We start from the raw sequence: 22220 nt of genomic DNA, 5'->3' as shown, positions 1-22220 counted from the left end.
CCATCCCTCGGCCTGCCCGCATCACGTCGGAACACACGAAAAAACGTCTGCCGACTCCATCGACCGTCACGAAAGATCGAGGCTGACAAGCCACCGGCAGTGAGTGAATCCTTCACGGTCAGCCCACAAACGGCAGGACTCTACAATTTGTCGGCCTTCCCTGGAGCCGGGATACGACAGCCGCCACGCTGATCGTGCCAGAAACCCTCTGGCTACCCTCGATCCAACGGGAGTGATTGAGAATGGCCGCCGAAATTACCGCCAGCAACGATCTCAGTCTGGATGCCGCGAAGGGACGCATGCTGGAGTTTCAGAACGGCCTGAGGCTGGCACATCTGTTGTACGCTGTGGCCGATTTGGGCGTGGCAGATCAACTCACCTCAGGCCCACTGCCGGTTGACGAGATCGCCAAGCGTGTTGACGCGCACCCGGGTACCTTGTATCGCGCGATGCGTGCTATCGCCAGCCGGGGGGTATTCACCGAGGTGGCCCCGAGCACCTTCGCGCTCAACACCATGGCCGAGACCTTGCGCTCAGACATACCGGGTTCGATGCGGGATCATTTCCGGTATGAGGGACAGCCGGCACTGCAACAGGCGTACGCTGCGCTCGGGCACAGCATCCGGACTGGACAGTGCGCTTTCGAGCAGGTGCACGGTACCGACCTGTTCTCCTATCTGACCGCTCGTCCAGAGCTGGGACAGATATTCAACAACGCGATGGGCGAACTCGTCCGCCACCTCCAGAGCGCCGCAGTCGAGACCTACGACCTGTCCGAGATACGGCGGATCGTGGATATCGGTGGCGGTCATGGGTACCTGGTGGCTCGGATACTTCAGCGCTACCCCGAAATGCGCGGTGTGGTGTTCGACCTGCCCGAGGTTGTGCCAGGAGCCACCGAGGTGCTCACCGAAGCCGGTGTCATCGACCGCAGCGAGACATTCGGCGGTGATTACCTGACCTCTGTGCCGGCCGGCGCTGACGCCTATGTGATTTCCCATGTGGCACACCAGCTGAGCGATGCAGATGCGATCACCGTTCTGAAGAACATCCGCGAGGTCATGGATCCCGACGGCCGAGTCGTCATCCTCGATCCCGTGATTCCGGAGGGTGATATCCCGCACCCCGGGAAGTTCCTGGACATCGTGATGCTGGCACTCACCCCAGGGCGGGAACGCACAGAGGCCGAGTTCGCCGGCCTGTTTCGGGCAGCGGGGCTGCGCCACGTGGAAACGGTGGCGCTTTCGGCACCCTCAAGCGTCATCGTAGCCATGGCCGATTGAGGCGGAGGAGTGGACGAAGCTGTCGGAAGAAAGTTCTCCGGGACGAGCTCCGTGGGGAAAGCCGATACTCACCCCAGGTAGGCCTGGGATGCTGAGGTCTCAGTAGCGCGCCTGACCAAGCGTTCCGGACGGTGCTGTCCACCCTGCACGGCAGGGTGGACAGCACCGTAGAACTCCACGGCCGCCGCGTCATCGTCTCCGAACTCAAGGCCGGCGACCGCTTCGACCAAGTACAGCGGGGACGCGGTGGTCGGCGCGCAGCTGGGCGAGCATCTTGCCGTAGTGGTCGGCGTACAGGATCCCTTCGACCACGACATGGAACCTGGCGCCCAGGACATAACGGGCCGTCATGCCGGTCAGAGCCGGTGTTCGCAGCTCCCGGCCGGCCACGTCAAGCTGTACTGCTGCTGATACATACGCAGCGCCGGGTCGACAGCGAGGGCCGGCGCGGCGCCCGGCCTCCACGCGCATCGACCCTGATGCCGGCCGACCTCGTCCCGGTTTCGGGCGTCCAGCCTCCCGCTCCTCGACGAGTACAGGGGCAACTCTCCTTCCCCTCGCGGTGAAATGCGCACACCGTCCGCACCCGGCCCCACGGGCGCCAACAGCGCGGCGTTCCTGAACTTCCTCAGTTCCAGAGGGTCGCTGCACTTCATCTCGATCATTCGCATCACTCAGCCCATCGCGACACCGTACGCGTGGCGGCTCACCTCGACCTGCACCTCGCCAAGGAAGCCGATGCGACCGGCCCCGCGCGTCCCCGAGCTCCTGCATCCCAGGCCCCGGGACCCACCGGGCGCACGGAAGGCCGGCCTTGCGCAGCCTCTGGGACTCGCACGACCTGATCGCGCCGGACCGGCTGCCACCCAACCACGCCGACCCGCCGGCCACCGCCCGGCCCAGCCGCGTGTAAGAGAGTTTGAGGACCAGCCAGGGATGCGGGATGGCGGCAGGCTCCCCACCGTCGCGTCGGGGCCACCCTCGCCCCCGGATCAAAGCCGGCTGTCAGTGCGCGGAGTCCTTTGCGCGGGTGTCCGCAGTCGTCTGTACGGGGGCGGCAGTTGCCAGCAGTGCGGCGAGCGCGAGGGGTGCGGCCGTCTGGTAGCCGACCCACACCTCACCCCCGGTACCGCTGCCCTGCCATGCCATCAGCAGGCCGGCAACCGTGGCCAGGGCCCAGGCGCTGTCGTAGGCGACCATGAGCCGCGTGTACGTGCGCATCGTGCGGCTGCGCACGTACCTGATCTCGGTCCCACCACCGATCAGCAGGGCCACGCCGGAGACGACCATCAGCCAGGCGGGCACGCCGAGCAGCTGATCGAGCCGGGCAGCGCCGGCGATGAATGTGGCACCGAGCAGCAGCTTGACGACACCGTCGGCGATGACCCCCACCATCCGACTGGTCCCTGCCGTAGCCACGGCCTGGTTCTGGGTCTGGGTCTGGGTCTGGGTCTGGGTCATGAGCGTTTCCCCCTGATGCTGTCCGACTCCCGTTTCCGTAACTTGATTACTATAATAATGAAACTATGAGAATGACGAGAGCGGAGACCAAGGAACGCAACCGCCGCGCCCTGCTGGATGCCGCGTTCCAGGTCGTCTCCCGAGACGGGTACCGCGCCAGGCTCGACGAGATCGCCGAGCGGGCCGACCTGACCACCGGCGCCATCTACTCGCTGTTCGGCAGCAAGAACGGCCTGGTGATCGCCCTGGTCACCGACTACCTGCGGCCGCACTACGAAGAGATCGAGCAGGCGGTTCCCGCCGGCCTGGATCTGCTTGAAGCGGTCGACGCCTTCGCTCGGTACTACCGGCGCACCTGTGACGCCCCCGACGCGTTGTCCAGAATGTCGCTGCAGATCACCTTGCTGGACATGGCCGTGCACGACCCCGAGTTGGGGTCCCGGCTCGCCGGGGCCATCCGGACGCAGGAGACCGACCTGGTCGCGATGTTCACCGGAAGAGCCCACAAAGGGAGCGTCGTGACGCCGCATCAGGCCCAACGCCTGGTCACCGCTCTCAGGGCACTGTTCGTCGGCCTCAGCCAGGGCGTCGTCCTCGGCCTCGCCCACGGTGCCGACGAACAGTACTTCGCCGACACCGCCCGCGCCCTGGCATCCGAGGTGCCCCTCATCGATTGAGCACCGCAGAGCGCCACACGCCATATGGCCGTGGCCGTGGCCGTGGCCGTGGCCGTGGCCGTGCGGGAACAGTGCCCTCCAAGGGTTCAGCCACCCCATCGCGTCATGGCTGAACCCCTCCCCGCCCCGTCAGACCTTGGTAACCGGCTCCTGGAGTTCGGTCACCCACTCGTCCCGGTTCTCCGGGCACTCCAGGTTGATCTCCCTGGGGTAGCCCGCCGAGCGGTAGCCGTTGGCGTCGATCCAACGGCCCAGGGTCTGGATCGTCGGCAGGATCGCGTCCATCGAGCCGCGGTGCACGATGGTCGCGGCCTGTTCGACGGGCGGCAGGTCCACGATCCGCAGCCCGTCGTCCTTCCCGAGGGGCGCCGCGACCTCGACGCCCGCGTGGACGAGGACCCCGCCGTCCGGGGCGTCCTCGTAGTACGCGACACCCGGCCCGGTCAATGCGATGCCGGCGGTATGGAGGCGCCTCATCAGTTCCTCGTACAGCGGCTGGACAACCGGCCCGATGCTGTCGAAGTCCGTTGCCACCGCGGTCAGTTCGGCCACGCGCACGCTCGGCAGGCTCTTCACTACGATGTCGTTACCAGTCATGTGCCCTTCGCTCTCGATCGACCGGAGCCTCGCCTCGACCTGGGTCAGCCGGGCCGCCGCGGCCGTCATCGTGGCCTCCAGCTCGGCGCGCCGCAGCCGCAGCATGGCGCGCAGTTCCTCGGTGGAGACCTTCTCGTCGAGGATCTCCTGGACCTGCTGGAGGGTGAAGCCGAGGTCCTTGAGCGCGATGACACGGTTGAGGCGGGCGAGCTGGCCGGCCATGTAGTAGCGGTAGCCGGTGGCGGGGTCGACCCGGGCCGGGCGCAACAGGCCGATCGCGTCGTAGTGACGCAGCATCCGGACCGATACGCGGCCGTGCCGGGCGAAGTCTCCGATGGTGAACATGATGGTCTCCGAGTTGACCGCCTGACACGGTGTGAGGGTCAAGAACCCTACGCGGCGGTCGGGCGCAGTGGCAGCGCTACCAGGCGCCCAGGACGCGCTGCGGTCCCCGCCCGGCTGCGGCGGGGCCTTCGTCGTGTCAACCCTCGGGGTGGAGATCGCGGCATTACCATGAGAGAGGCGCGATGCGCGGCGCGCATGTGCTGCCTCAGCCGCTCGGACGTCTCTCCGCAGTGCCAGGTCAGCGCCAGGTCTCGATGATCCGCTCGTCGTGCGGAGTGGACCGATGAGTTCTGCCGCATCCGGGCGTCTATCCCTTCGACAGCAGCACCCGCCCGGAAGGTGAGAATCATGCAGTACATGATCCAGCTGAATGTCCCGGCCCCCCAGTGGGACTCGATGATGTCGGCATACTCCGAGGACGACACCAAGGCGATGTTCGCCCACATGAACGCGCTCAACAACGAGCTGACCTCCGCCGGGGAGCTCGTGGAGGCGCGGGGCCTGGGCGGGCCCTCGCTGGCCAAGACCGTACGGGCCGGGGACGACGGGCGCCCGGTGGTGAGCGAGGGGCCGGCGGAGGCGGACCGCATCCTCGCCGGTTACTGGGTGGTCGACGTCAAGAGCGAGGACCGGGCCCTGGAGATCGCCGCGAGGGCGTCGGCCTGTCCCGGCCCCGGTGGCCGGCCGAGCAATGAGCCGGTCGAGGTGCACCCGGTCCCCGCTGAGCCGCCGACCGCCTGAGCCCGGTGCCGCGTGACGGGGCGGCCGCCGCAGCACACCGGTGACGGGTGGGTCAGCGCGTACGTGTGACCATCGTCGACAGCGGTCGTTCACCGGTAATGAAGAAGATCATCACCGTCGTCGGAGTCCTTGCGGCGTCCGCTCTGGGCCTGGCGGGCCAGGCCCAGGCCGGGCCCGCCCCCATGCCGAACTTCAAGGGCAAGCCCCTCATGGCCGTCTACCGAACCGTCGACGCCGGCACCAGGATTGACGTCCGGGACGTGAGTGGGTTCAAGAGGCATGTCCTTTGGCCCGCGAATTGGAAGGCTTGTACCCAGGTGCCGGCCGCGGGCGCGCCCGTCGGCGCCCCCGTCGAGATCGGCGTGGTCAAGAACGCCGAGCGATGCCCGTGACGTAGGAGCGCCGGACGCCGGGCGCCGGCGCCGGTGTCCGAGCAAGCCGGATGGCCCGATGAGCACCACGGTTTGCCGCGTGGAAACGGCATCTGTTGTGCTTCGGTCGGGCCATGGTGCTCCGCTCAGACGACAGGCTCGCCGATGCCCAGCAGATTTCCCTCGCTGTCACGGAACCAGGCCGCGCGTTCTCCCCGTGCGCCCTTGCTCGCGTAGTTCCCCTCGATCTCGGCGATCCCGCCGTTCGTTCGGAACCCGGGCGCGTCGACCTCTTCGAACATCACACCGCGCTGCTTGAGTTCCGACACGACGATCTCGAGGTCGTCGACCGCCCACCCCATCTGAGTGAAGGTGCCGGGCGACGCGCCCGTCGACTTGAACAGCGCGAACTCCGTGTCTCCGCACCGATACAGCAGCCCACCGGGTCGTTCGTCGACGGGCTCCAGACCGAGCTGATCGGCGTAGAAGCGCCGTGCCCGGTCCAGGTCCTGGGCCGGCAGCCTGGTCGCCACGCGTCCCCGGGCCAGAATGTTGCTGTCGTCTGCGTTCATGCCGCCACTGTGCCGTGAGCCGTGGCCGAAACGGACAGCCGACAGGCGCGTGTCACGGTTTGGGGTCCAGCCGTCTTCCGCCATTCGTGTTGCCGACGGCCTCGGGGGCGGGGTGGCCCCATCCCGAGGCCGTCGGCCCGGTCGCACCGGGCCCGCCCCGCCCCGTCTCCCTCCCTATTCCAGTCCCCCACGCTTGACCAGTTGTGCGGCGATGACGTTTCGCTGGATCTCGTTCGTTCCCTCGCCGACGATCATCAGTGGCGCGTCGCGGAAGTAGCGCTCGACGTCGTACTCGGTGGAGTAGCCGTAACCGCCGTGGATGCGGACGGCGTTGAGGGCGATCTCCATCGCGGTCTCGGAGGCGAAGAGTTTGGCCATGCCGGCTTCCATGTCCACCCGGCGGCCCGCGTCGGCCTCGCGGGCGGCGTGCAGGGTAAGCTGCCGGGCCGCGGTCAGCTTGGTGGCCATGTCGGCCAGATAGTTGCCGACGGACTGGTGCTTCCAGATGGGCTTGCCGAACGACTCGCGTTCCTGGGCGTAGCCGAGCGAGTCCTCCAGGGCGGCGCGTCCGACGCCCAGTGCGCGGGCGGCGACCTGGAGGCGGCCGGTCTCCAGGCCCTTCATCATCTGGGGGAAGCCCTCGCCCTCCACGCCCCCGAGCAACGCGTCCGGCGCGGCCAGGTAGTTGTCGAAGGACACCTCACAGCTCTCGACGCCCTTGTAGCCGAGCTTGGGGAGGTCGCGGGAGACCGTGAGGCCGGGGCCGTGCTCCACAAGGAGGATGGAGATGCCGCGGTGGGCGGGAGCGGCGGCCGGGTCGGTCTTGCAGAGCAGGGCGATCAGCTGGGAGCGGCGTGAGTTGGTGATCCAGGTCTTGGTGCCGTTGACGAGGTAGCCTCCGGCGCGCCCGGCTTCGCTCGCGCCGGAGGTGTCGCCGCCGTCCCTGCGGGCGGTGGTGCGCATGGCCTGGAGGTCGGAGCCGCCGCCGGGTTCGGTGAGGGCCATGGTCGCGCGGATCTCGCCGGTGGCCATCTTCGGCAGGTAGCGGCGCTTCTGCTCCTCCGTCCCGAAGTGCAGCAGCAGCTTGGCGACGACGGTGTGGCCACCCATCGCGCCCGCCAGGCTCATCCAGCCGCGGGCCAGTTCCTCGGTGGCCAGGACGTAGCAGGCGGTGGAGACCGCGGTGCCGCCGTACTCCTCGGGGATGGCGAGCCCGTAGATGCCGAGGGCCTTCATCTTCTCGATGAGCTGCTCGGGGTAGGTGTTGGCGTGCTCCAGTTCCTGGACGACGGGCTTGACGTCCTTGTTGACGAAGTCGTGCACGGTCTCGACGACGAAGCGCTCGTCGTCGGTGAGGGTGTCCAGCGTGCTCATGCGGGTTCCTTGGGTGCGGGCGGCAGGAAGTGGCGGGAACGGGCCGGGGAGAGGCGTCAGATGGTGCCGTCGGCGCGCAGCGCGGCGAGGTACTCGGGGCTGTGGCCCAGGGCGGTGAGGACCGCTTCGGTGTGTTCGCCGACGGCCGGTACGGGGTCCATGCGGGCGGTGAGTCCGGCGAGGTCGGCGGGCGGCAGCAGGGCCTGCACGGTGGCGCCCGGTACGGCGACGTCGCGCCAGCGGTCGCGGCCTTCCAGTACGGGGTGTTCGAGGAACTCCGTGAGGGAGTTGACCCCGGCGCAGGCGATGCCGATCTCGTCGAGGGACTTCAGGATGTCGGCGGCCGCGCAGTCGGCGAACCGCTCGGCGATGATGGCGTTGAGCGCGTCGCGGTGGACGACGCGGTCGGAGCCGGTGGCGAAGCGCGGGTCGTCGTTCAGTTCGGGCCGGCCGAGGAAGTCGGCGCACAGCGCGGCCCATTCGCGCTCGTTCTGGATGGAGAAGAGGACGTCCTTGCCGTCGGCCGCGGTGTAGGCGCCGTACGGGGCGATGGTGGCGTGCTGGGTGCCGATCCGTGGCGGCTGGCTGCCGCTGTGCCGGGTGTAGTAAGCGGGCTGGCTCATCCATTCCGCAAGCGCCTCAAAGAGCGAGACCTCCACCGGGTGCACCACGCCGCTGGTGGCGCGGGCGAAGAGGGCGGTGAGGATGCCGCTGTAGGCGTACATACCGGCGGAGATGTCGGCGACGGAGATGCCGACCCGGGCCGTTTCCTCGGCGCTTCCGGTGAGGGAGACCAGGCCGGTCTGGCACTGGATGAGCAGGTCGTAGGCCTTGCGATCGGCCCAGGGGCCGCTGGTGCCGTAACCGGAGACCGTGCAGGGGATCAGCTTCGGGTAGCGGGCGGTCAGCGCGTCGGGGCCGAGGCCGAGACGGTCGGCGGCGCCGGGGGCCAGGTTCTGGACGAACACATCGGCCTCGGCGAGGAGTTGGTGCAGGATTTCCTGACCGCGCTCGTCCTTGAGGTCGAGGGTGACGGATTCCTTGGAGCGGTTGAGCCAGACGAAGTAGCTGGACTGGCCGTGCACGGTGCGGTCGTAGCGGCGGGCGAAGTCGCCGTCTCCGGGGCGTTCGATCTTGATGACGCGGGCGCCGAGGTCGGCGAGCTGGCGGGTGGCGAAGGGGGCGGCCACCGCCTGTTCGATGCTGACGACGGTGATGCCTTCGAGAGGGAGCTGCTGCTGCACGGTCCTCACGCCTCCTGGTGGGGGTTCGGGGCGGGGTGTGCCTCCGCCGCCGGGAACGCCGTACGCATCAGTGTCGCGGCGCCCGCCCAGCTGATGCCCTCCAGCAGCCCGGGGACATCCGTTCCGCAGGCGGCGAACTTCTCGCGCAGGTCGCTCTCGGTGGGCGGGCGCCGCGGTGAGCCGGGCGGCAGGGCCATCTCGGAGTGCACCGCGGTGCCGTCGGCGAGGTCGATGCGGAGGGCGACCGTGCCGTCGAGGAGGGTGGTGGTCTCGCCGGGGAGCCGGTCGACGGTCACGAGGTCGATGATCTTCTGCGCCTCCGGCCGGTTCACCGCTTCGTCCGTGAAGCTCTCGAAGCCGGGATAGTCGTCGAGCAGCGCGGTGGCGATCGCGTACGGCATGGAGAACTTCGCCTCGAGGCCGGTCTCGGGCCGGTCGTGGAGGAGCGGATGCACGGTCCCCGCGGGGGTGGTGACCGTGATGCCGGTGATCTCACCGCCCGTGCGGTCGCCGGTCAGCCTGTCGCGGATCTCGCGCAGTGCGGCGATCGGCCGCTGCATGGCGTAGCAGCAGGGGAACAGCTTGATCGCGAGACCGCCCGGGACGGCGGGGATCTCGGCGCATTCCGTCGTGGGGGTGCCGCCGACCCGCTCCAGCCAGGCGTCCAGGGCACGGGGGTCGGCGGTGGCGCCGGCCAGTGCGAGCCGGGCGGCTCGTACTCCGGCATCCGCGGCGAAGCCGACCTGCAGGGACTTGCTGTGCGTCCCGAACGCCTCCTGGACGCCACCGGCCCCGGGGACGGCGAGCGCCATCGCGGTGGCCAGCCGGGGGACGTCCAGCCCGAGGCCGATGCCGGCCGCGACGGCGGCGGCCGGGGCGCCCGCGGTGCAGGTCGCGTGCCAGCCGGCCGCGTAGTGGCGCCAGCCGAGCATCGCGCCGAGCCGGGCCATGACGCCGGCGCCCGCCGAGTAGGCGCGGGCGTCGCCGCCGACGGCGAGTACGGCGGGGACGGTGACCACGGAGATGTGCGTGGTGGTGTCGGTGTGCAGGTCGTCGAAGTCCAGTACATGGGCCATCGCCGCCCAGCGCGCCGCGTCCGGCAGAGGCGCGGTGACCGGGCGCAGCGGGTGCTCGCGGGCGGCGAGCGCGACGGCGAGGGTGTCGGCCAGCGCGCGGTCGGCGAGGGCGAGGTCGTCGGGGTCGGGCCGGTGGTCGTGGGCCCACTGCGCGAGGGCTCGGGCGGCGGTCATGCGGTCCCCTCCGTGTTTCGGCGTCCGCCGGGCGTGCCGTCGGCGGCTCTGCGCAATTTGTACGGCCAAATATCCGGCGTGTCAACGAGCGAGAATCCGGGCGTCACCAGGGAAGTTCAGCACACCCTTGACGGCAGAGTGAGGCGCACCACAGAATGCCGATGCTTTGTACGTAGCAATGCATCAAATGGCTTCATCAATGCCCCGCCGGGACGGCGGGTGGCCTGTGAGCGCCGCGGGACGCGTCGCCTCCACACCCGTCGCCGGATGAGCCGCCGCCCGCATGCCGGGAACCCTTGGAGGTAGGTCAGTGTCGACCCCGTCCCCCGCCCTCGCCGCACTGAGCGGGGCACCCATCGGCCGTATGCACCGCAGGGTGCTGCTGACCGTGAGCGCGATGTTCCTGTTCGATCTCGCCGACCTCAACACCTTTGCCTACGCCGCCCCGGCGATCCGGGCCGCGCACCTGTTCACCGTGCACGACGTGGCCTTCGTGACCGCGATGAGCTTCGCGGGCATGGCGGTGGGCGCCGTACTCGGCGGACGCGCCGCCGACCTGCTGGGCCGCCGGGTCGGCATGTCCGCCGCTGTCCTGATTTTCTCGGCCGCCTCGCTGATCAACGCCGTGGTCTCCACCCCCGGCCTGATGGCGGCGGCCCGCGCACTGACCGGCTTCGGTCTCGGCGCGATGACCGCGGTGGCGATCTCCTACCTTTCCGAGGTCACCCCGGCCACCCATCGCGGCCGCTTCCAGGCCGTCGCGCTCGGTGTCGGTCTCGTCGGCATCCCGCTGGTCGCCTTCTCCGCCCGCGCGGTCACCGTGTCCCACCCCACCGCATGGCGCTGGCTGTTCGTCGCGGGCGCGCTCGGGTTCCTGCTGCTCCCACTGGTCTGGCGGCTGCCGGAGTCGCCGCGCTGGCTGCTCTCCCGGGGCCGGACCGAGGAGGCAGAAGAGACGGTCCGCCGCTTCGTACCGGATTTCCGCCCGGATGCCGCGCGGCCGCACGAGGAGGTGCCCGCGGCGGATCAGGTCCTGCCCCCGAAGGCCCGCTTCGCCGACCTCTTCGCACCGGGCCAGCGGCACAACTCCCTTGTCATGATGGTCGTGTGGATCTTCGCGCTGACCGGCTTCTACGGTTTCGCCTCCTGGGTGCCGACCCTGCTGGCCGAGCGCGGCCAGGACTTCGCCAAGTCCATGACCATGTCGGCGATCACCACGATCGGCGCGGTGCCCGGCGCGTTCCTCGCCGCGCCGTTCATCGACCGCTTCGCGCGCAAGCACCTCTCCGTCGTCCTGGGCCTGCTCGTCGCGGTGGTCGGCATCAGCTACGGGCTCAGCACCAGCACCGCCGCCATCGTCATCTTCGGCGTGCTGGTCGCGGCCCTCAGCCAGGCCTACATCGCCGTCCTGTACTCCTACACGCCCGAGTACTTCCCGACCGCCCTGCGGACCGCGGGTTCGGGGTTGGGCAACGGTGCGGGGCGCGCCGCGAACATCGTCGCCCCGCTGATCATCGCGGCCATCTACACCTCACCCGGCCTCGGTTACGTCGGTGTATTCGCCTTCGTGGCAGGGGCCTGGCTCATCGCAAGCCTCACCGTGGCATTCTTCGGCCTCAACACACGCGACGCGGCGCTGGAGGAACTGCACGCCCGGCCCGCGCAGGAGGAGCCGGTGCCCACCCCTGCCACCAACCACACCGCAGCCCACTGACCACCCGGTCGCCGGTCGCCCCCGGCCGGCGACCGGCCTCCCCCTCCGCCGTCCCGCCCCTCGCACGACAGGAGCCTCCTTGTCCCCCGCCGATGCCTCCGTCACCGACTTCAGCGTCCTCGAAGAGACCGCCCGCACCTGGCACCCGGCGGGCACCCGTGCCACCGACGCGCTGGCCCCCGCGCCGGTCGCGGCACTCTCCGCCGTGCTCGACCTGCCGGAGCCGGTGGCCACCGCCGGGCAGCCGCTGCCGCCACTGTGGCACTGGCTGCACTTCCTGACCTGGCCGCGGCAGAGCGAGCTGGGCCCGGACGGGCACTTGCGCGACGGGCACTTCCTGCCGCCGCTGCCGGAGCGGCGTCGCATGTTCGCCGGCGGCCGGCTGGAGATCCGTACGCCGCTGACCACCGGGCGCCCGGCCGAACAGACCAGTCGCGTGGTGAAGGTGCAGGCGAAGAAGGGACGCAGCGGCGGGCTGCTGTTCGTCACCGTGCGCCACGAGCTCAGCCAGGACGGCGACGTGCGGGTGGCGGAGGAGCAGGACATCGTCTACCGCAGCGGCGGCGGCGCGCCGGTCCAGGCCGCCCTCGCCGTGGACCCCGCCGCCGAGCCGCGGAGCGACGCACCGTGGCAGCTGCCGTGGACCACCGATCCCGCCGTACTCTTCCGCGTCAGCGCGCTCACCGCGAACGCCCACCGCATCCACTACGACGCCCCCTACGTCACCGGCATCGAGGGGTATCCGGGGCTGGTCGTGCACGGTCCGCTGCTGGCGCTGATGATGCTGGAGGTGGTCCGCCGGCAAGCTCCCGAGCGCACCGTCCGCACCCTGTCCTACCGACTGCTCAAGCCGGCCTTCTGCGGCGAACAGTTGCTGGCCTGCGGGGAACCGTCCGACGAAGGCGTACGGCTGCGGGTCACGGGGGCGCGAGAGGCCGAACACGCCACGGCGGAGGTGACCTTCGCATGAGCAGCGCCGACACGGACGCATGGGCACGGCCACTGGCGGCCGCCCGCAGCCTGTTGTTCGTCCCCGGGCATCGGGCCGACCGCTACGACAAGGCGATGGCCGCGGGCGCCGACGGCGTGATCATCGATCTGGAGGACGCGGTCGCCCCCGAGGCGAAGGACGCGGCCCGCGAGGACGTGGCCGCATGGCTGACCGGCGGCGGACAGGCGGTGGTCCGGATCAACGCGCCCGGCACCCCGTGGTTCGAGGCCGACGTGGCGATGGCCGCGGCGCACGGTGTCCCCCTCATGCTGCCCAAGGCCGAGGACCCGGCCGTCCCGGAGGCGATCGCCCTGGAGACGCGCGGCCGATCGCCGGTGCTTGCGCTGGTGGAGACCGCCGCCGGGGTCGAGAACGCCGCGGCCCTCTGCCGGGCCCCGAACGTACTGCGGGCGGCCTTCGGCAACGTCGACCTCTCGGCACAGCTCGGTGTGGACCCCACCGATCACCAGGCATTGGCGTACGCGCGCTCGCGGGTGGTGTGTGCGTCGGCAGCCGCCGGGCTCGCGCTGCCCCTGGACGGCGTCACGACCGACCTCACCGACGCCGAGCCCTTGGCGGCGGATGTTGCGCACGCCCGCCGGATGGGATTCACCGGCAAGCTGTGCATCCATCCGCGCCAACTGGACGCGGTACACAAGGGTTTCGCGCCCTCCACGGCCGAGCGGGAGTGGGCGCGCCGGGTGCTGGGTGCCGGCGAGGCGGTCACCGTCGTCGACGGTCAGATGGTGGACCGCCCGGTCCTGGAGCGGGCACGTCGCATCCTTCAAGCCGCGGCACACGGCTGAGCGGGCGCGGCGGACGGCCCGTCCCGCGGAGGCGTGAGACCGCCGCCCGCACGCCTCCGGACACCGACGGGCCGCCCCGCATCCCTGCGGGTGACCTGCCCCTTCACGGGCCGATAGGCTGGCCGTTCCTTCCCGGATGTGAACGGCGACGAGGGTGTGATGGCCAACAAGCCGGCCCGTGGGCAGAGCGCGTACCAGCAGCTGGCGAACGATCTGCGCGCGGACCTCGCGGACGACCGCTACCCCGAAGGGGTGCGGCTCCCGACGGAGGCCGAGCTGGCCGAGACCTACCAGGTCAGCCGCCAGACGGTACGGCGCGCCTTCCACGACCTGGTCGCCGAGGGCCTGGTCTACCGGGTCCCGGGGCGCGGGACGTTCGCCTCCCCACGCGACGGCCGCTACCTGCGGAAGTTCGGGTCGGTGGACGACCTGATGGGGCTGTCCATCGACACCACCATGCAGCTGACCAGCCCGCTGCGGCGGCGCGTGGACATCGACGCGGCCGGGCGACTGCGGCTGGACAGCGACATGGTGCACACCCTCGCCTTCCGGCGGCTGCACGACGAGGTTCCGTTCTGTCACACCACGGTGTGGCTGCCGACGGACGTCGGCGAGACCCTGTCCTCGGTCGACCAGCTGACGGAGACGGGCGCGACCAGCACCTTCACCATCATCGGACTTCTCGACGACCGGCTGGGCCGGCCCATCACCGGGGCCGAGCAGAGCATCACGGTCGCCCCGGCCCCGGATGCCGTCGCCGAGCAGCTGAAGTGCGATCCGCAGCATCCGCTGCTGCGGATCGACCGCCTCTACACGACCGCTGAAGGCCGCCGCGTCGAGCTGGCGATCAGTTACTTCCTGCCCGAGCTGTACTCCTACCGCGTCCGCCTACGCCGCTGACCGCGGCACCGCCACTCGCCGCCCGCTCTCCCAACTGCCTTGTCGTTGACGGGCGATGAGGCAGCATCCACACGAGAGCGACAGCGCCACCGCGAGCTTGAGCCCAGCGGCTGCGGCGGCACGGCCGAGGTCACTCCGGCTCTTCCGCGGCGAGGGCCGCTGCGACCGCATCCGCGATGTAGTCCCCGGTCGCCACCTTGTCGAGGCCGAGACCGGCGAGGGCACCCTCGCCCGCTTCGAGCTCCAGCAGCGCCAAGAGGATGTGCTCGGTGCCGACGTAGTTGTGCCCCAGCCGCAGGGCCTCCCGGAACGTGAGCTCCAATGCCTTGCGCGCCTGCGCGTCGTACGGGATGAGCTCGGGCACCTGCCCGGCCGCCGGCGGCAGCGTCCGGGTCACGGCCTGCCGTACGGTCTCCAGCGGCACGCCCTGCGCGACGATCGATGTCGCGGCGAGCGCGTCCGGCTCGTTCAGCAGCCCCAGGACCAGATGCGCCGGGCGGATCTCGTCTCCGCCTGCCGCCCGGGCCTCGTTCTGCGCGGCCACCACGACGTTCCGTGCCCGCTGCGTGAACCGGCTGAAGCCCTGACTCGGGTCGAGGTCCGAGGGACCACCCGGGTCCTTCGGCACGAACCGCTTCTGCGCTGCTTGCTTGGTCACCCCCATGCTCCGGCCGATCTCGGTCCAGGAGGCACCCGAGCGCCGCGCCTGATCGACGAAGTGACCGATCAGGTGGTCGGCCACGTCGCCGAGATGATCCGCGGCGAGGACTGCATCGGAGAGCTGGTCAAGAGCTTCGGGGTGGACCTTCTTGATCGCCTCGATCAGATCGTCGAGACGTACCTGAGGAGTCATGCGAAGGGGATTCGTCATGCGTCAACCGTAGGTTGTCGACCCAGAGCCCGTCAACCATTCGTTGACGGCCCGGCTTGTCCGCCCCCTCCCCCTCCGCTGTTTCCACGGTCGCCGCACCGCAGGTGCTATCCGGCACCTGCGGGGCCCTGCGGTACATCAAGAGCTGAGGTGGTACTGGGTCCAAGGCTGAGGGGAGGCCGCTGCCTCCTCGTAAGGGGAGGCGATCGTGCCCCACGGAGCGAGGGCGTTGTCCCAGTCCTGAGCGAGTGCTACATCCTGGACGGTCTCCCCCGCCGGCACCGCGCCTTGGTACCAGGCGGACGGCATCGCGTGCGCGGTGGGCGCGGCATTCCAGGCCGCCGTCTGCTGGGCAGGGATGGCGTATTCGGATTCATGCATCTCGCCGGGGCCACGGCGATGGCGTCCCGCATGACCGTCATGACCGGACTGAAAACGGCCCTGGGCCGACAGCTGTTGGGCGCGGCTGACAAGACGTGTCAGATCGAGGCCGAGTTCGGTCGCCAACTCGCGCAGATCCACCCCGGTCTGCCAACTGCCGATGAGCACCGCATCCATTGCCGCCGACCACGCCTGCTCCTGAGAGCTGCTCGCCGCCTCGCGCGGGGGAGCCGCCTGACGGGCGCCGGACGGCTGCGTGGACGCGGCCCCGGCGGCGGGCGGAACCTCGGAAGAGTAATCCGGCGCCTCCGCCATTTCCGGTTCCCGGATCAGCGCCGTCGGCCCCCCGGCCAACAACTCCTCGGCAACGGCGCGAGCATCGTCCTTGCCCACCGTGCGCCGGGCGACCCGCACTTCCCGCTCGTTCAATCCGAAGAGGCCGGCCACGGCGCCCGCGCTGCCCACCGTCACCGCGAACGCCGCCAGAACCCGTGACCGGTCGGCCTGTGCCTCATCGAGCCTGGCCTGCGCCTCGCGCACCCGCTCGTCTCCCAGGCAAAACGCTTCCGCCAGCACGGCGTTGCGGTCCCACAACTCTCTAGGCTCCATACCCGGACAACGTTTCAACAACGCAGTTGAACCGTTTTGGCGCAATAAAGCACCCCAAAGCACGCATATGCCCACGAAATGACAATAACGTCACAGGTGCGCGGTCCGTCTCGGGGCGCTTCACGACTGAGGGGCCCAGGCTTACCGATCGGGCGCCTTTCGGAACGTTCGACACACCCCAACCGGCCGAACGTGTTACGCCACGCCCGCCATTCGGCCCCATCCCGCGACCGTTCCGGCGCCCCCTCGGCTGCCCGCGCCTGCCCATGCGCCGAGGAGGACGGCAGTCACGGCCTGGGCCGGCGACGAACGGCGGGGTCGACAGCCGGGGGGGGGACGGTGTCGTCGACCGTCTCCGCGCACGCGCTCCGCCAGAACCCCTTTACCGCATGACGACGCCTCCACCGCGGAGGCGCACACCGCCCAACGGGTGATTTTCGGGCCCTTATCCACTCGAAGGGCCCAGCGTGTCGCTCGAATGCGGCGTTCTCCGGTGGTGGCGCGCCGTGATCCGACTGACGGTGATCACGCCGCACCTGCGATCCCATGTGCCGATAACGCGTCGGCCTTCGTGGACGCGGCGAAAGGAACATGTCCCTATGCGCACTGCCCGCACCCTGTTCGCCTCGGCCGCCATCACCGCGGCCCTCGCGATATCCGCTCCGGCCGCGAACGCCATGACCACGGCCGAGGGCCGGACCCCGGACAGCAATCCCTCTTCCAGCAGCGACCACCATGACAAGTCCGGGAAGGGCGATCACGACAAGTCCGGTAAGCACCACAAGGGCCACAAGAACGACCACGACAAGTCCCGGGACGGCCGAAAGCCGCACGGCGGCATGCACACCGGCGGCGGCGCCCTGGCCAAGACGCTGACCCAGGACTGGGACCAGGACGACTACCCGTCCGCCGACGACCGCGAGGAAGGCTGGAAGGGCGACCGCGAAGGCGGCTGGAAGGGCGACCGGGAGGGCGGCTGGAAGGGCGGCCACGACAAGTCCTGGAAGGACGAGCACAACAAGTCGTGGGAGGGCAAGAAGCCGCACGGTGGCGTCCACACCGGTGGCGGCGCCCTGGCCATGTCCGGGAGCGGCCTCGCCGCCGGCTCGGTACTGCTGCTCGGTGGGCTCGGCGCCGGCGCGTACGTGCTGCGCCGCCGCAACGCGTCAGGTGCCGCGGCGGCCTGATCGGGCCGCACCCGTCACAGGTCGCTTTGCTGTCGCGGCCACCGTCCGGCCGGGCGGTGGCCGCGGCGATGCGTTTTTCCGTCACCGGCCCGGCCTGCGGCTCGCAGGTACGGCGCCCGGACGTCGCACCGCTCCGTTCACGAAAGGCCCGTTCATGTCCGCGCAGCAGAACTCCCCCCGGACCGCGACAGCCCACCGCCCGCTCGGCCGAGCCCTGATGTGGCCCGCCGCAGCCGTCGGCGTGGGCGCCCTCCTCCTCTACAACTCCTTCGAGACCACCGCGGACCCCAAGCCGCAGGCCCGCCCCCCGGCGGTCGCCTCGGCCACCCCCGGGCCATCGATGCCACGTTCCGCACCGACACGGCTCTCGATCCCGGAGATCGCGGTCGACGCGCCGTTCACTCCGCTGGACATCGACTCGTCGGGCCAGCTCGCGGCGCCTCCCTCGGACAACAACAACCTGGTCGGCTGGTTCGAGGAGGGGGCGTCGCCCGGCGAGCGCGGCGCCTCGATCGTCGCAGGCCACGTCGACACCAAGACCGGCCCGGCGGTGTTCCTCCAGCTCAGCACACTCAAGCGCGGCAGCACCGTCGACATCGCCCGGGAGGACGGCACCGTCGCGACGTTCGAGGTCGACACCGTGGAGACCTTCAGCAAGGCGGACTTCCCCAACGACCGGGTCTACGCCGACACTCCGTCCTCGCAGCTGCGACTGATCACGTGCGGTGGGGCCTACGACCGGAAGGCCAAGGACTACTCCGACAACGTGGTCGTCTTCGCCCACCTCGCGTCGTCCAAGAGCGCCTGAGGCGCCCTACGGCGCGCCGTCCTCGTCCTCTACAGTGGTGCCGGGCCGTGACTGGCGCTTGGGTGGGACACCACCGGGGAGCGGCCCGGCCGACCTGGTCAGTGCCGTGCGCCTGGGCGACTCGTCTCGAAGCCCCAGGAGAGCACCGTGTCCCGGACCGCTCGTGTGATGGACGGCAGGAATCTCGCGCGCCGCATGGTCGAGCAGGCCGCCGAGCGTGCGGCGGAGATCTCCCGGCGGACAGGGCAACGCCCGTGCCTGGCCACGGTGCTGGTGGGCGAGGATCCGGCCTCGGTGACCTACGTCCGGATGAAGCGGAACCGCTGCGAGCGCGCCGGTCTCCGATCCCGGCATGTCGCACTGCCCGCCTCGACCACTCAGGCCGAACTCATCGGCACCATCACCTCGTTGTCGCAGGACCCCGACGTGCACGGCATCCTGCTCCAGCACCCGGTCGGCCCGCACCTCGACGAGCGCGCGGCGTTCGAGGCCATCGCTCCCGAGAAGGACGTCGACGGCGTCACCACCCACTCGTTCGCCGCGATGGGCTTCGGTCTGGACGGCTTCGCCTCGTGCACTCCCGGCGGCATCATGCGGCTGCTGGAGCACTACGACGTCGATCTGGCCGGCCGGCGAGCCGTCGTGGTCGGCCGCAGCGCGATCCTCGGGAAGCCGGTCGGGATGCTGCTGCTCGCCCGCGATGCCACGGTGACCTACTGCCACTCCCGCACCACGGATCTCCCGTCCGTCACCAAGGAGGCCGATGTGCTGATCGTCGCGGTCGGCCGGCCCCGTTTCCTGCACGGTGACCACATCAAGCCCGGCGCCGTCGTGATCGATGCCGGCTATCACCCCGACAACGTCGGAGACGTCGACTTCGACAGTGCGCAGCGTCGCGCCGGCCTCCTCACCCCCGTGCCCGGCGGAGTGGGTCCCATGACCATCGCCACCCTGCTCACACAGACCGTCGACGCGGCGGCCCGGCAGCTGGGCGTTCTCGGCGAGGAGGCATTCGCCGGGGCACGGTGAGGCACTCAACTCACCGTACGGCGAACGGAGTTACCGTCACCTGGGCCACCCTGCGCAAGAGCCTTGCACGGACCGGCACTTGAGGCTGGGCAGGACGAGCCACAGTCCGCCTCACCCCGTCCGCGCGGTCAGCTCTCCGACCGGCCGCCCGCCCCGAAGCCCGACTGCCAGGCCCACAGGTGAGTGCAGTTGGGGCATTGCAGGTGCAGCGTGCTGCCCTTGTTCGTCAGGAGGTAGCGCCAGTGATCGCCGCAGGTGCGGCCGTCCAGGCAGGTCGCGCAGTCCTGCTGGTCCTCGCATCGGGGGCAGGGCACCCAGGCCCTGCGGCCGATGTCGGCGGTGGGATCGAGCGGCAGCATCGTCAGCCCCGGCCGGACGCGGGCAGGACTCCGGCGGCGACCAGCATGTCGTAGGTGGCCTGCTGCTCCGCGTCGAGGCCGGAGTAGAGGAGTCGGTGCGCTTCGTCCTCGGACTCCATCACCGCGAGGGGGTCCCAGGTGTCCCCCAGCGCCGCCACCACTTCGGTTCGGCGCGTGGCCTCGTGGTCGGCGAGATCGAACTCAAATATCTGCTGGTCAGAGCCGTTGCGGTCGATCATGATGGGCTTCCCGTACACGTGCGGATGAGGCAATCGTGTCTACCAAGGCGCACGGGCTTGAGGAAGCGTCAGGCAATGAGGGGCGGCGCGCGGGCCACTGCGGCTTCATTGTGTGACGACACCAACCGCCGTATATCGACCCAAAGAGGCGCGATGGACCTGCCCATTTACAGCCTTTGTCCATTTTTGGCAGGCAATAAGTGGTGTGACGCATTTCATCCGACGTCAAAGGCTTGATCCAATGACGGTTCGGCGGCCTTGTTGACGCGCCCCGTCGGCCGGGCCACTCTCGGAGCCCTCATCCTTCTTCCAGGAGGTCTTCATGCTCCGACGTACGGCCGCGACCGCCTTCGGTGTTGTCATGCTCGCGGCGGGTGCCTCCCTGGGCGCCGCCCCCACCTCGTACGCCGCCTCCCCCGCCTCCGACACCACCGAGCAGGCCGACGCCGGCCTGCTCGCCAAGCTCACCCACGCGCAGGCCACCGAGAAGTTCCGCGCGGCCGGCATCACCTGGTCCTCCAGTGGCGGCTGCTCGGACCGCAACAACTCCACCTGCACCTCGTTCGACCAGGTCAACTCGGCCACCGTGGACGGCGTGATCACCCTCAGGGGCGCGACCGGCTGCGCGATCAACCTCACCGGAGGCACCGAAACCGGCCACGCCAGCGGCACCTACAGCCACTGGAACGGCTACAAGGTCGACTTCAGTCTCTCCACCTGCCTGACCAACTACATCACCGGGACGTTCTCCTCCATCGGCGGTTCCAAATGGAAGTCCGCCAGCGGGAACGTCTACTACAAGGAAGGCGATCACTGGGACGTCACGTACTACAACTGCGGTGGCTGCGTGGCAGGAGTGCGGCCGTAGAGCGGAGCAGCGGGACGGCCACGAGCGGGTGACGGGAGCGGGCGGACAGCCGGAAGCAACCGGAAGCGGCCGGTCAGGGCGTCGGCCCGCTCTTGGCCCCGACGGGCTCGGCGGAACCGGCCCGTAGCGCGTGGACGGTGATCGCTGCCACGCTGCCGGTCCTGCCACGCCCCGCAGGACGGACTGCCAGGCACCGTGAAGTGGCCGGCGAGGACCCCCTCGTGAGCCCCCGACGTTGCCGGTACGGAGACGGCCGGCGAGCGGAGCGGAGCCGACGCGCTGCTGGACGAGATGGGTGAGCACCGCGCCGAACACGCGAAGGTCGCCCGCCGGCCCAGGCCGCAGGAAGAAGCCGGTCACCACCCACTGCAACGCTCCCCCGGACACCCGCAAGTCGGCGCCGATGCGGGGCAGCGCCACGGTCGTGACGCCCGTGCCGGACATCAACATCGGCAGGGCGAGTGATCCGAGCAGAACGACCACGACCGTGAGCGGGGGGCCACGCTCCTGGACGCTCGCGGGGCCGTCGGCGCTCGCGGGCGTGCGTCCGTCCGCCCGAGTCCATACCGTGCAGGGCAACAGGTGAACCGAGCGGCGCAAGGCAGGGGCGCGGGGATGGTGGATGTGGGCGGGCGGGCCTATCAACCCAGGTCAGGGGCATGGTCCAGGGCAACGGGACGGTGGGCGCGGCGGCCGTGACGCGGGGGCGCGTCAGGGTGCAGTGGTGGAACCACGCACCGGACCCAGCCGTCACTCCTGCCGATCGCCCGCTTCGCGGCGCAATGCGGCGATGAGGAGATCGAGCGCGGGCTCGACCGCCGAGCCCGCCATGAGCGGGAGATGGTCCCGTACGCGGCGCACGCTGGGGTACTCAGCCGCCGGCAGACCGCCGTACGCCGCCTGCCAGGCCGCTTCGTCTGCCGCGCGCTGAGCCGGGGCCAGCCGCAGTACCCCGGCGTCCAGGGCCGCATGGCCGAGGGCGGTGTCGACCAGCGCGTGGTAGTGGCGGACGGCCGTGGCCTCGTCGAAACCGGCCTGGAGGAGCAGGCCGATACCGGTGTCGACGGCGCGTTGCTCGTGCGGGCGGCCCGTCACACGGACGGTGCTGAAGACCGCGATCTGTGGGTGCCGCAGCGCGGAGCGGTAGGCGCGGAGACCGAAATCGCGCAGGTCGGCGGCCCAATCGCCGCTCGGGAAGAAGTCCGCCATGGACTCGCCGATGAGGCGGTCGGCCAGTGCCAGGAAGAGGTCCTCGGCGTTGCGGAAGTAGCGGTAGACGGCGGAAGGGTCGGCACCGAGGGCCGCGCCGAGCTTGCGCATGGTGAACGCCTGCGCCCCTTGGGCGTCGATCAGGTCCCGTGCCGCGTCGACGATGAGATCGACGGACAGCACCACACCTGAACCGGTCGGCCGGCGCCGCTTGCGCTCGGCCGGGACCCGCTCGCTGTCCGACACCGTTCCCCTCCGCTCCACGCTGCTCCCGCTCCGGATCTCTCCGGCTTCCCGAAGACGCCGGGACGGGCCCCGAAACCACCGAGTTCCA

23 protein-coding genes, 1 pseudogene and 1 riboswitch are annotated in these 22220 nt (G+C 70.1%); of the genes and pseudogenes, 12 read left to right on the top strand and 12 right to left on the bottom strand.

Annotated features, from left to right (window positions below):
* Nucleotides 1–242: 242 nt before the first annotated feature.
* Nucleotides 243–1283, top strand: a complete 1041-nt coding sequence (locus tag ACH4FH_RS18865; protein WP_398556977.1) for a methyltransferase — start codon at nucleotides 243–245, stop codon at nucleotides 1281–1283.
* A gap of 237 nt (nucleotides 1284–1520) precedes the next feature.
* Here the strand turns inward: ACH4FH_RS18865 and ACH4FH_RS18860 are convergent.
* Nucleotides 1521–1674: pseudogene (locus ACH4FH_RS18860) on the bottom strand (kinase); the annotation flags it as partial.
* A gap of 614 nt (nucleotides 1675–2288) precedes the next feature.
* Nucleotides 2289–2678: a hypothetical protein gene (locus ACH4FH_RS18855; RefSeq protein ID WP_398557114.1), complete on the bottom strand. Its 390-nt coding sequence runs from the start codon at nucleotides 2676–2678 to the stop codon at nucleotides 2289–2291.
* 137 nt (nucleotides 2679–2815) lie between these two features.
* Here ACH4FH_RS18855 and ACH4FH_RS18850 point away from each other — a divergent pair, with 137 nt between their 5' ends.
* Nucleotides 2816–3421, top strand: a complete 606-nt coding sequence (locus ACH4FH_RS18850; RefSeq protein ID WP_398556976.1) for a TetR/AcrR family transcriptional regulator — start codon at nucleotides 2816–2818, stop codon at nucleotides 3419–3421.
* Between the two features lie 129 nt (nucleotides 3422–3550).
* Here ACH4FH_RS18850 and ACH4FH_RS18845 read toward each other — a convergent pair whose 3' ends face one another.
* On the bottom strand, nucleotides 3551–4363 hold the full coding sequence (locus tag ACH4FH_RS18845; protein WP_398556975.1) for a MerR family transcriptional regulator: 813 nt from the start codon (nucleotides 4361–4363) through the stop codon (nucleotides 3551–3553).
* Between the two features lie 348 nt (nucleotides 4364–4711).
* Here ACH4FH_RS18845 and ACH4FH_RS18840 point away from each other — a divergent pair, with 348 nt between their 5' ends.
* Together ACH4FH_RS18840 and ACH4FH_RS18835 are read left to right on the top strand one after the other, a co-directional pair.
* Nucleotides 4712–5104, top strand: a complete 393-nt coding sequence (locus ACH4FH_RS18840; protein WP_398556974.1) for a YciI family protein — start codon at nucleotides 4712–4714, stop codon at nucleotides 5102–5104.
* Between the two features lie 65 nt (nucleotides 5105–5169).
* Nucleotides 5170–5496: a hypothetical protein gene (locus ACH4FH_RS18835; RefSeq protein WP_398556973.1), complete on the top strand. Its 327-nt coding sequence runs from the start codon at nucleotides 5170–5172 to the stop codon at nucleotides 5494–5496.
* Between the two features lie 125 nt (nucleotides 5497–5621).
* On the opposite strand, the gene ACH4FH_RS18830 is transcribed toward ACH4FH_RS18835, so the two are convergent.
* The 4 genes from ACH4FH_RS18830 to ACH4FH_RS18815 form a co-directional block, all read right to left on the bottom strand.
* A complete protein-coding gene (locus tag ACH4FH_RS18830) occupies nucleotides 5622–6047 on the bottom strand; it encodes a VOC family protein (protein ID WP_398556972.1) in 426 nt (141 codons plus the stop codon).
* A 174-nt stretch (nucleotides 6048–6221) separates the two neighbouring features.
* Complete coding sequence (locus ACH4FH_RS18825; protein WP_398556971.1) at nucleotides 6222–7421, bottom strand: acyl-CoA dehydrogenase family protein; 1200 nt, start codon at nucleotides 7419–7421, stop codon at nucleotides 6222–6224.
* Nucleotides 7422–7477: 56 nt separating this feature from the next.
* Nucleotides 7478–8665: a CaiB/BaiF CoA transferase family protein gene (locus ACH4FH_RS18820; protein WP_398556970.1), complete on the bottom strand. Its 1188-nt coding sequence runs from the start codon at nucleotides 8663–8665 to the stop codon at nucleotides 7478–7480.
* 5 nt (nucleotides 8666–8670) lie between these two features.
* Complete coding sequence (locus ACH4FH_RS18815) at nucleotides 8671–9915, bottom strand: MmgE/PrpD family protein (RefSeq protein ID WP_398556969.1); 1245 nt, start codon at nucleotides 9913–9915, stop codon at nucleotides 8671–8673.
* Nucleotides 9916–10225: 310 nt separating this feature from the next.
* Between ACH4FH_RS18815 and ACH4FH_RS18810 the strand changes: the two genes are divergently transcribed.
* The 4 genes from ACH4FH_RS18810 (at nucleotide 10226) to ACH4FH_RS18795 (ending at nucleotide 14326) form a co-directional block, all read left to right on the top strand.
* Nucleotides 10226–11629, top strand: coding sequence for an MFS transporter (locus tag ACH4FH_RS18810; RefSeq protein ID WP_398556968.1), 1404 nt, complete (start codon nucleotides 10226–10228; stop codon nucleotides 11627–11629).
* A gap of 79 nt (nucleotides 11630–11708) precedes the next feature.
* Nucleotides 11709–12599 (top strand): hypothetical protein, encoded by an 891-nt coding sequence (locus ACH4FH_RS18805; RefSeq protein ID WP_398556967.1) that lies wholly within the window; start codon nucleotides 11709–11711, stop codon nucleotides 12597–12599.
* Nucleotides 12596–13426, top strand: a complete 831-nt coding sequence (locus ACH4FH_RS18800; protein WP_398556966.1) for an HpcH/HpaI aldolase/citrate lyase family protein — start codon at nucleotides 12596–12598, stop codon at nucleotides 13424–13426. The genes ACH4FH_RS18805 and ACH4FH_RS18800 overlap by 4 nt, the downstream gene beginning before the upstream one ends.
* A gap of 138 nt (nucleotides 13427–13564) precedes the next feature.
* Nucleotides 13565–14326, top strand: a complete 762-nt coding sequence (locus ACH4FH_RS18795) for a GntR family transcriptional regulator (protein ID WP_398556965.1) — start codon at nucleotides 13565–13567, stop codon at nucleotides 14324–14326.
* Between the two features lie 130 nt (nucleotides 14327–14456).
* On the opposite strand, the gene ACH4FH_RS18790 is transcribed toward ACH4FH_RS18795, so the two are convergent.
* Nucleotides 14457–15197, bottom strand: a complete 741-nt coding sequence (locus tag ACH4FH_RS18790) for a Clp protease N-terminal domain-containing protein (protein WP_398556964.1) — start codon at nucleotides 15195–15197, stop codon at nucleotides 14457–14459.
* A gap of 138 nt (nucleotides 15198–15335) precedes the next feature.
* Nucleotides 15336–16172 carry a hypothetical protein gene (locus tag ACH4FH_RS18785; RefSeq protein ID WP_398556963.1) on the bottom strand — a complete coding sequence of 279 codons (837 nt, stop codon included), beginning with the start codon at nucleotides 16170–16172 and terminating at the stop codon, nucleotides 15336–15338.
* Nucleotides 16173–16786: 614 nt separating this feature from the next.
* Between ACH4FH_RS18785 and ACH4FH_RS18780 the strand changes: the two genes are divergently transcribed.
* The 3 genes from ACH4FH_RS18780 (at nucleotide 16787) to ACH4FH_RS18770 (ending at nucleotide 19211) form a co-directional block, all read left to right on the top strand.
* A complete protein-coding gene (locus tag ACH4FH_RS18780; protein ID WP_398556962.1) occupies nucleotides 16787–17374 on the top strand; it encodes a hypothetical protein in 588 nt (195 codons plus the stop codon).
* 154 nt (nucleotides 17375–17528) lie between these two features.
* Nucleotides 17529–18182, top strand: coding sequence for a class F sortase (locus ACH4FH_RS18775; RefSeq protein ID WP_398556961.1), 654 nt, complete (start codon nucleotides 17529–17531; stop codon nucleotides 18180–18182).
* Between the two features lie 37 nt (nucleotides 18183–18219).
* Nucleotides 18220–18307, top strand: a riboswitch (ZMP/ZTP riboswitch).
* Nucleotides 18308–18350: 43 nt separating this feature from the next.
* On the top strand, nucleotides 18351–19211 hold the full coding sequence (locus ACH4FH_RS18770) for a bifunctional 5,10-methylenetetrahydrofolate dehydrogenase/5,10-methenyltetrahydrofolate cyclohydrolase (protein WP_398557113.1): 861 nt from the start codon (nucleotides 18351–18353) through the stop codon (nucleotides 19209–19211).
* A 128-nt stretch (nucleotides 19212–19339) separates the two neighbouring features.
* On the opposite strand, the gene ACH4FH_RS18765 is transcribed toward ACH4FH_RS18770, so the two are convergent.
* Both ACH4FH_RS18765 and ACH4FH_RS18760 read right to left on the bottom strand, forming a co-directional pair.
* Nucleotides 19340–19570, bottom strand: a complete 231-nt coding sequence (locus ACH4FH_RS18765) for a hypothetical protein (protein WP_398556960.1) — start codon at nucleotides 19568–19570, stop codon at nucleotides 19340–19342.
* Between the two features lie 2 nt (nucleotides 19571–19572).
* Complete coding sequence (locus tag ACH4FH_RS18760; protein WP_398556959.1) at nucleotides 19573–19809, bottom strand: DUF6400 family protein; 237 nt, start codon at nucleotides 19807–19809, stop codon at nucleotides 19573–19575.
* 322 nt (nucleotides 19810–20131) lie between these two features.
* On the opposite strand from ACH4FH_RS18760, the gene ACH4FH_RS18755 reads away from it, so the two are divergent.
* The gene (locus tag ACH4FH_RS18755) at nucleotides 20132–20677 is read left to right on the top strand and encodes a hypothetical protein (protein WP_398556958.1); all 546 of its coding nucleotides are present in this window, start codon (nucleotides 20132–20134) and stop codon (nucleotides 20675–20677) included.
* A gap of 750 nt (nucleotides 20678–21427) precedes the next feature.
* Here ACH4FH_RS18755 and ACH4FH_RS18750 read toward each other — a convergent pair.
* The gene (locus tag ACH4FH_RS18750) at nucleotides 21428–22132 is read right to left on the bottom strand and encodes a TetR/AcrR family transcriptional regulator (protein ID WP_398556957.1); all 705 of its coding nucleotides are present in this window, start codon (nucleotides 22130–22132) and stop codon (nucleotides 21428–21430) included.
* Between the last annotated feature and the right edge of the window lie 88 nt (nucleotides 22133–22220).

Source organism: Streptomyces sp. NPDC017993 (assembly GCF_044328065.1).
Lineage (GTDB): Bacteria > Actinomycetota > Actinomycetes > Streptomycetales > Streptomycetaceae > Streptomyces.
The sequence above is the reverse complement of the archived record's forward strand: the minus strand, read 5'-3'. Positions and strand labels throughout refer to the sequence as shown.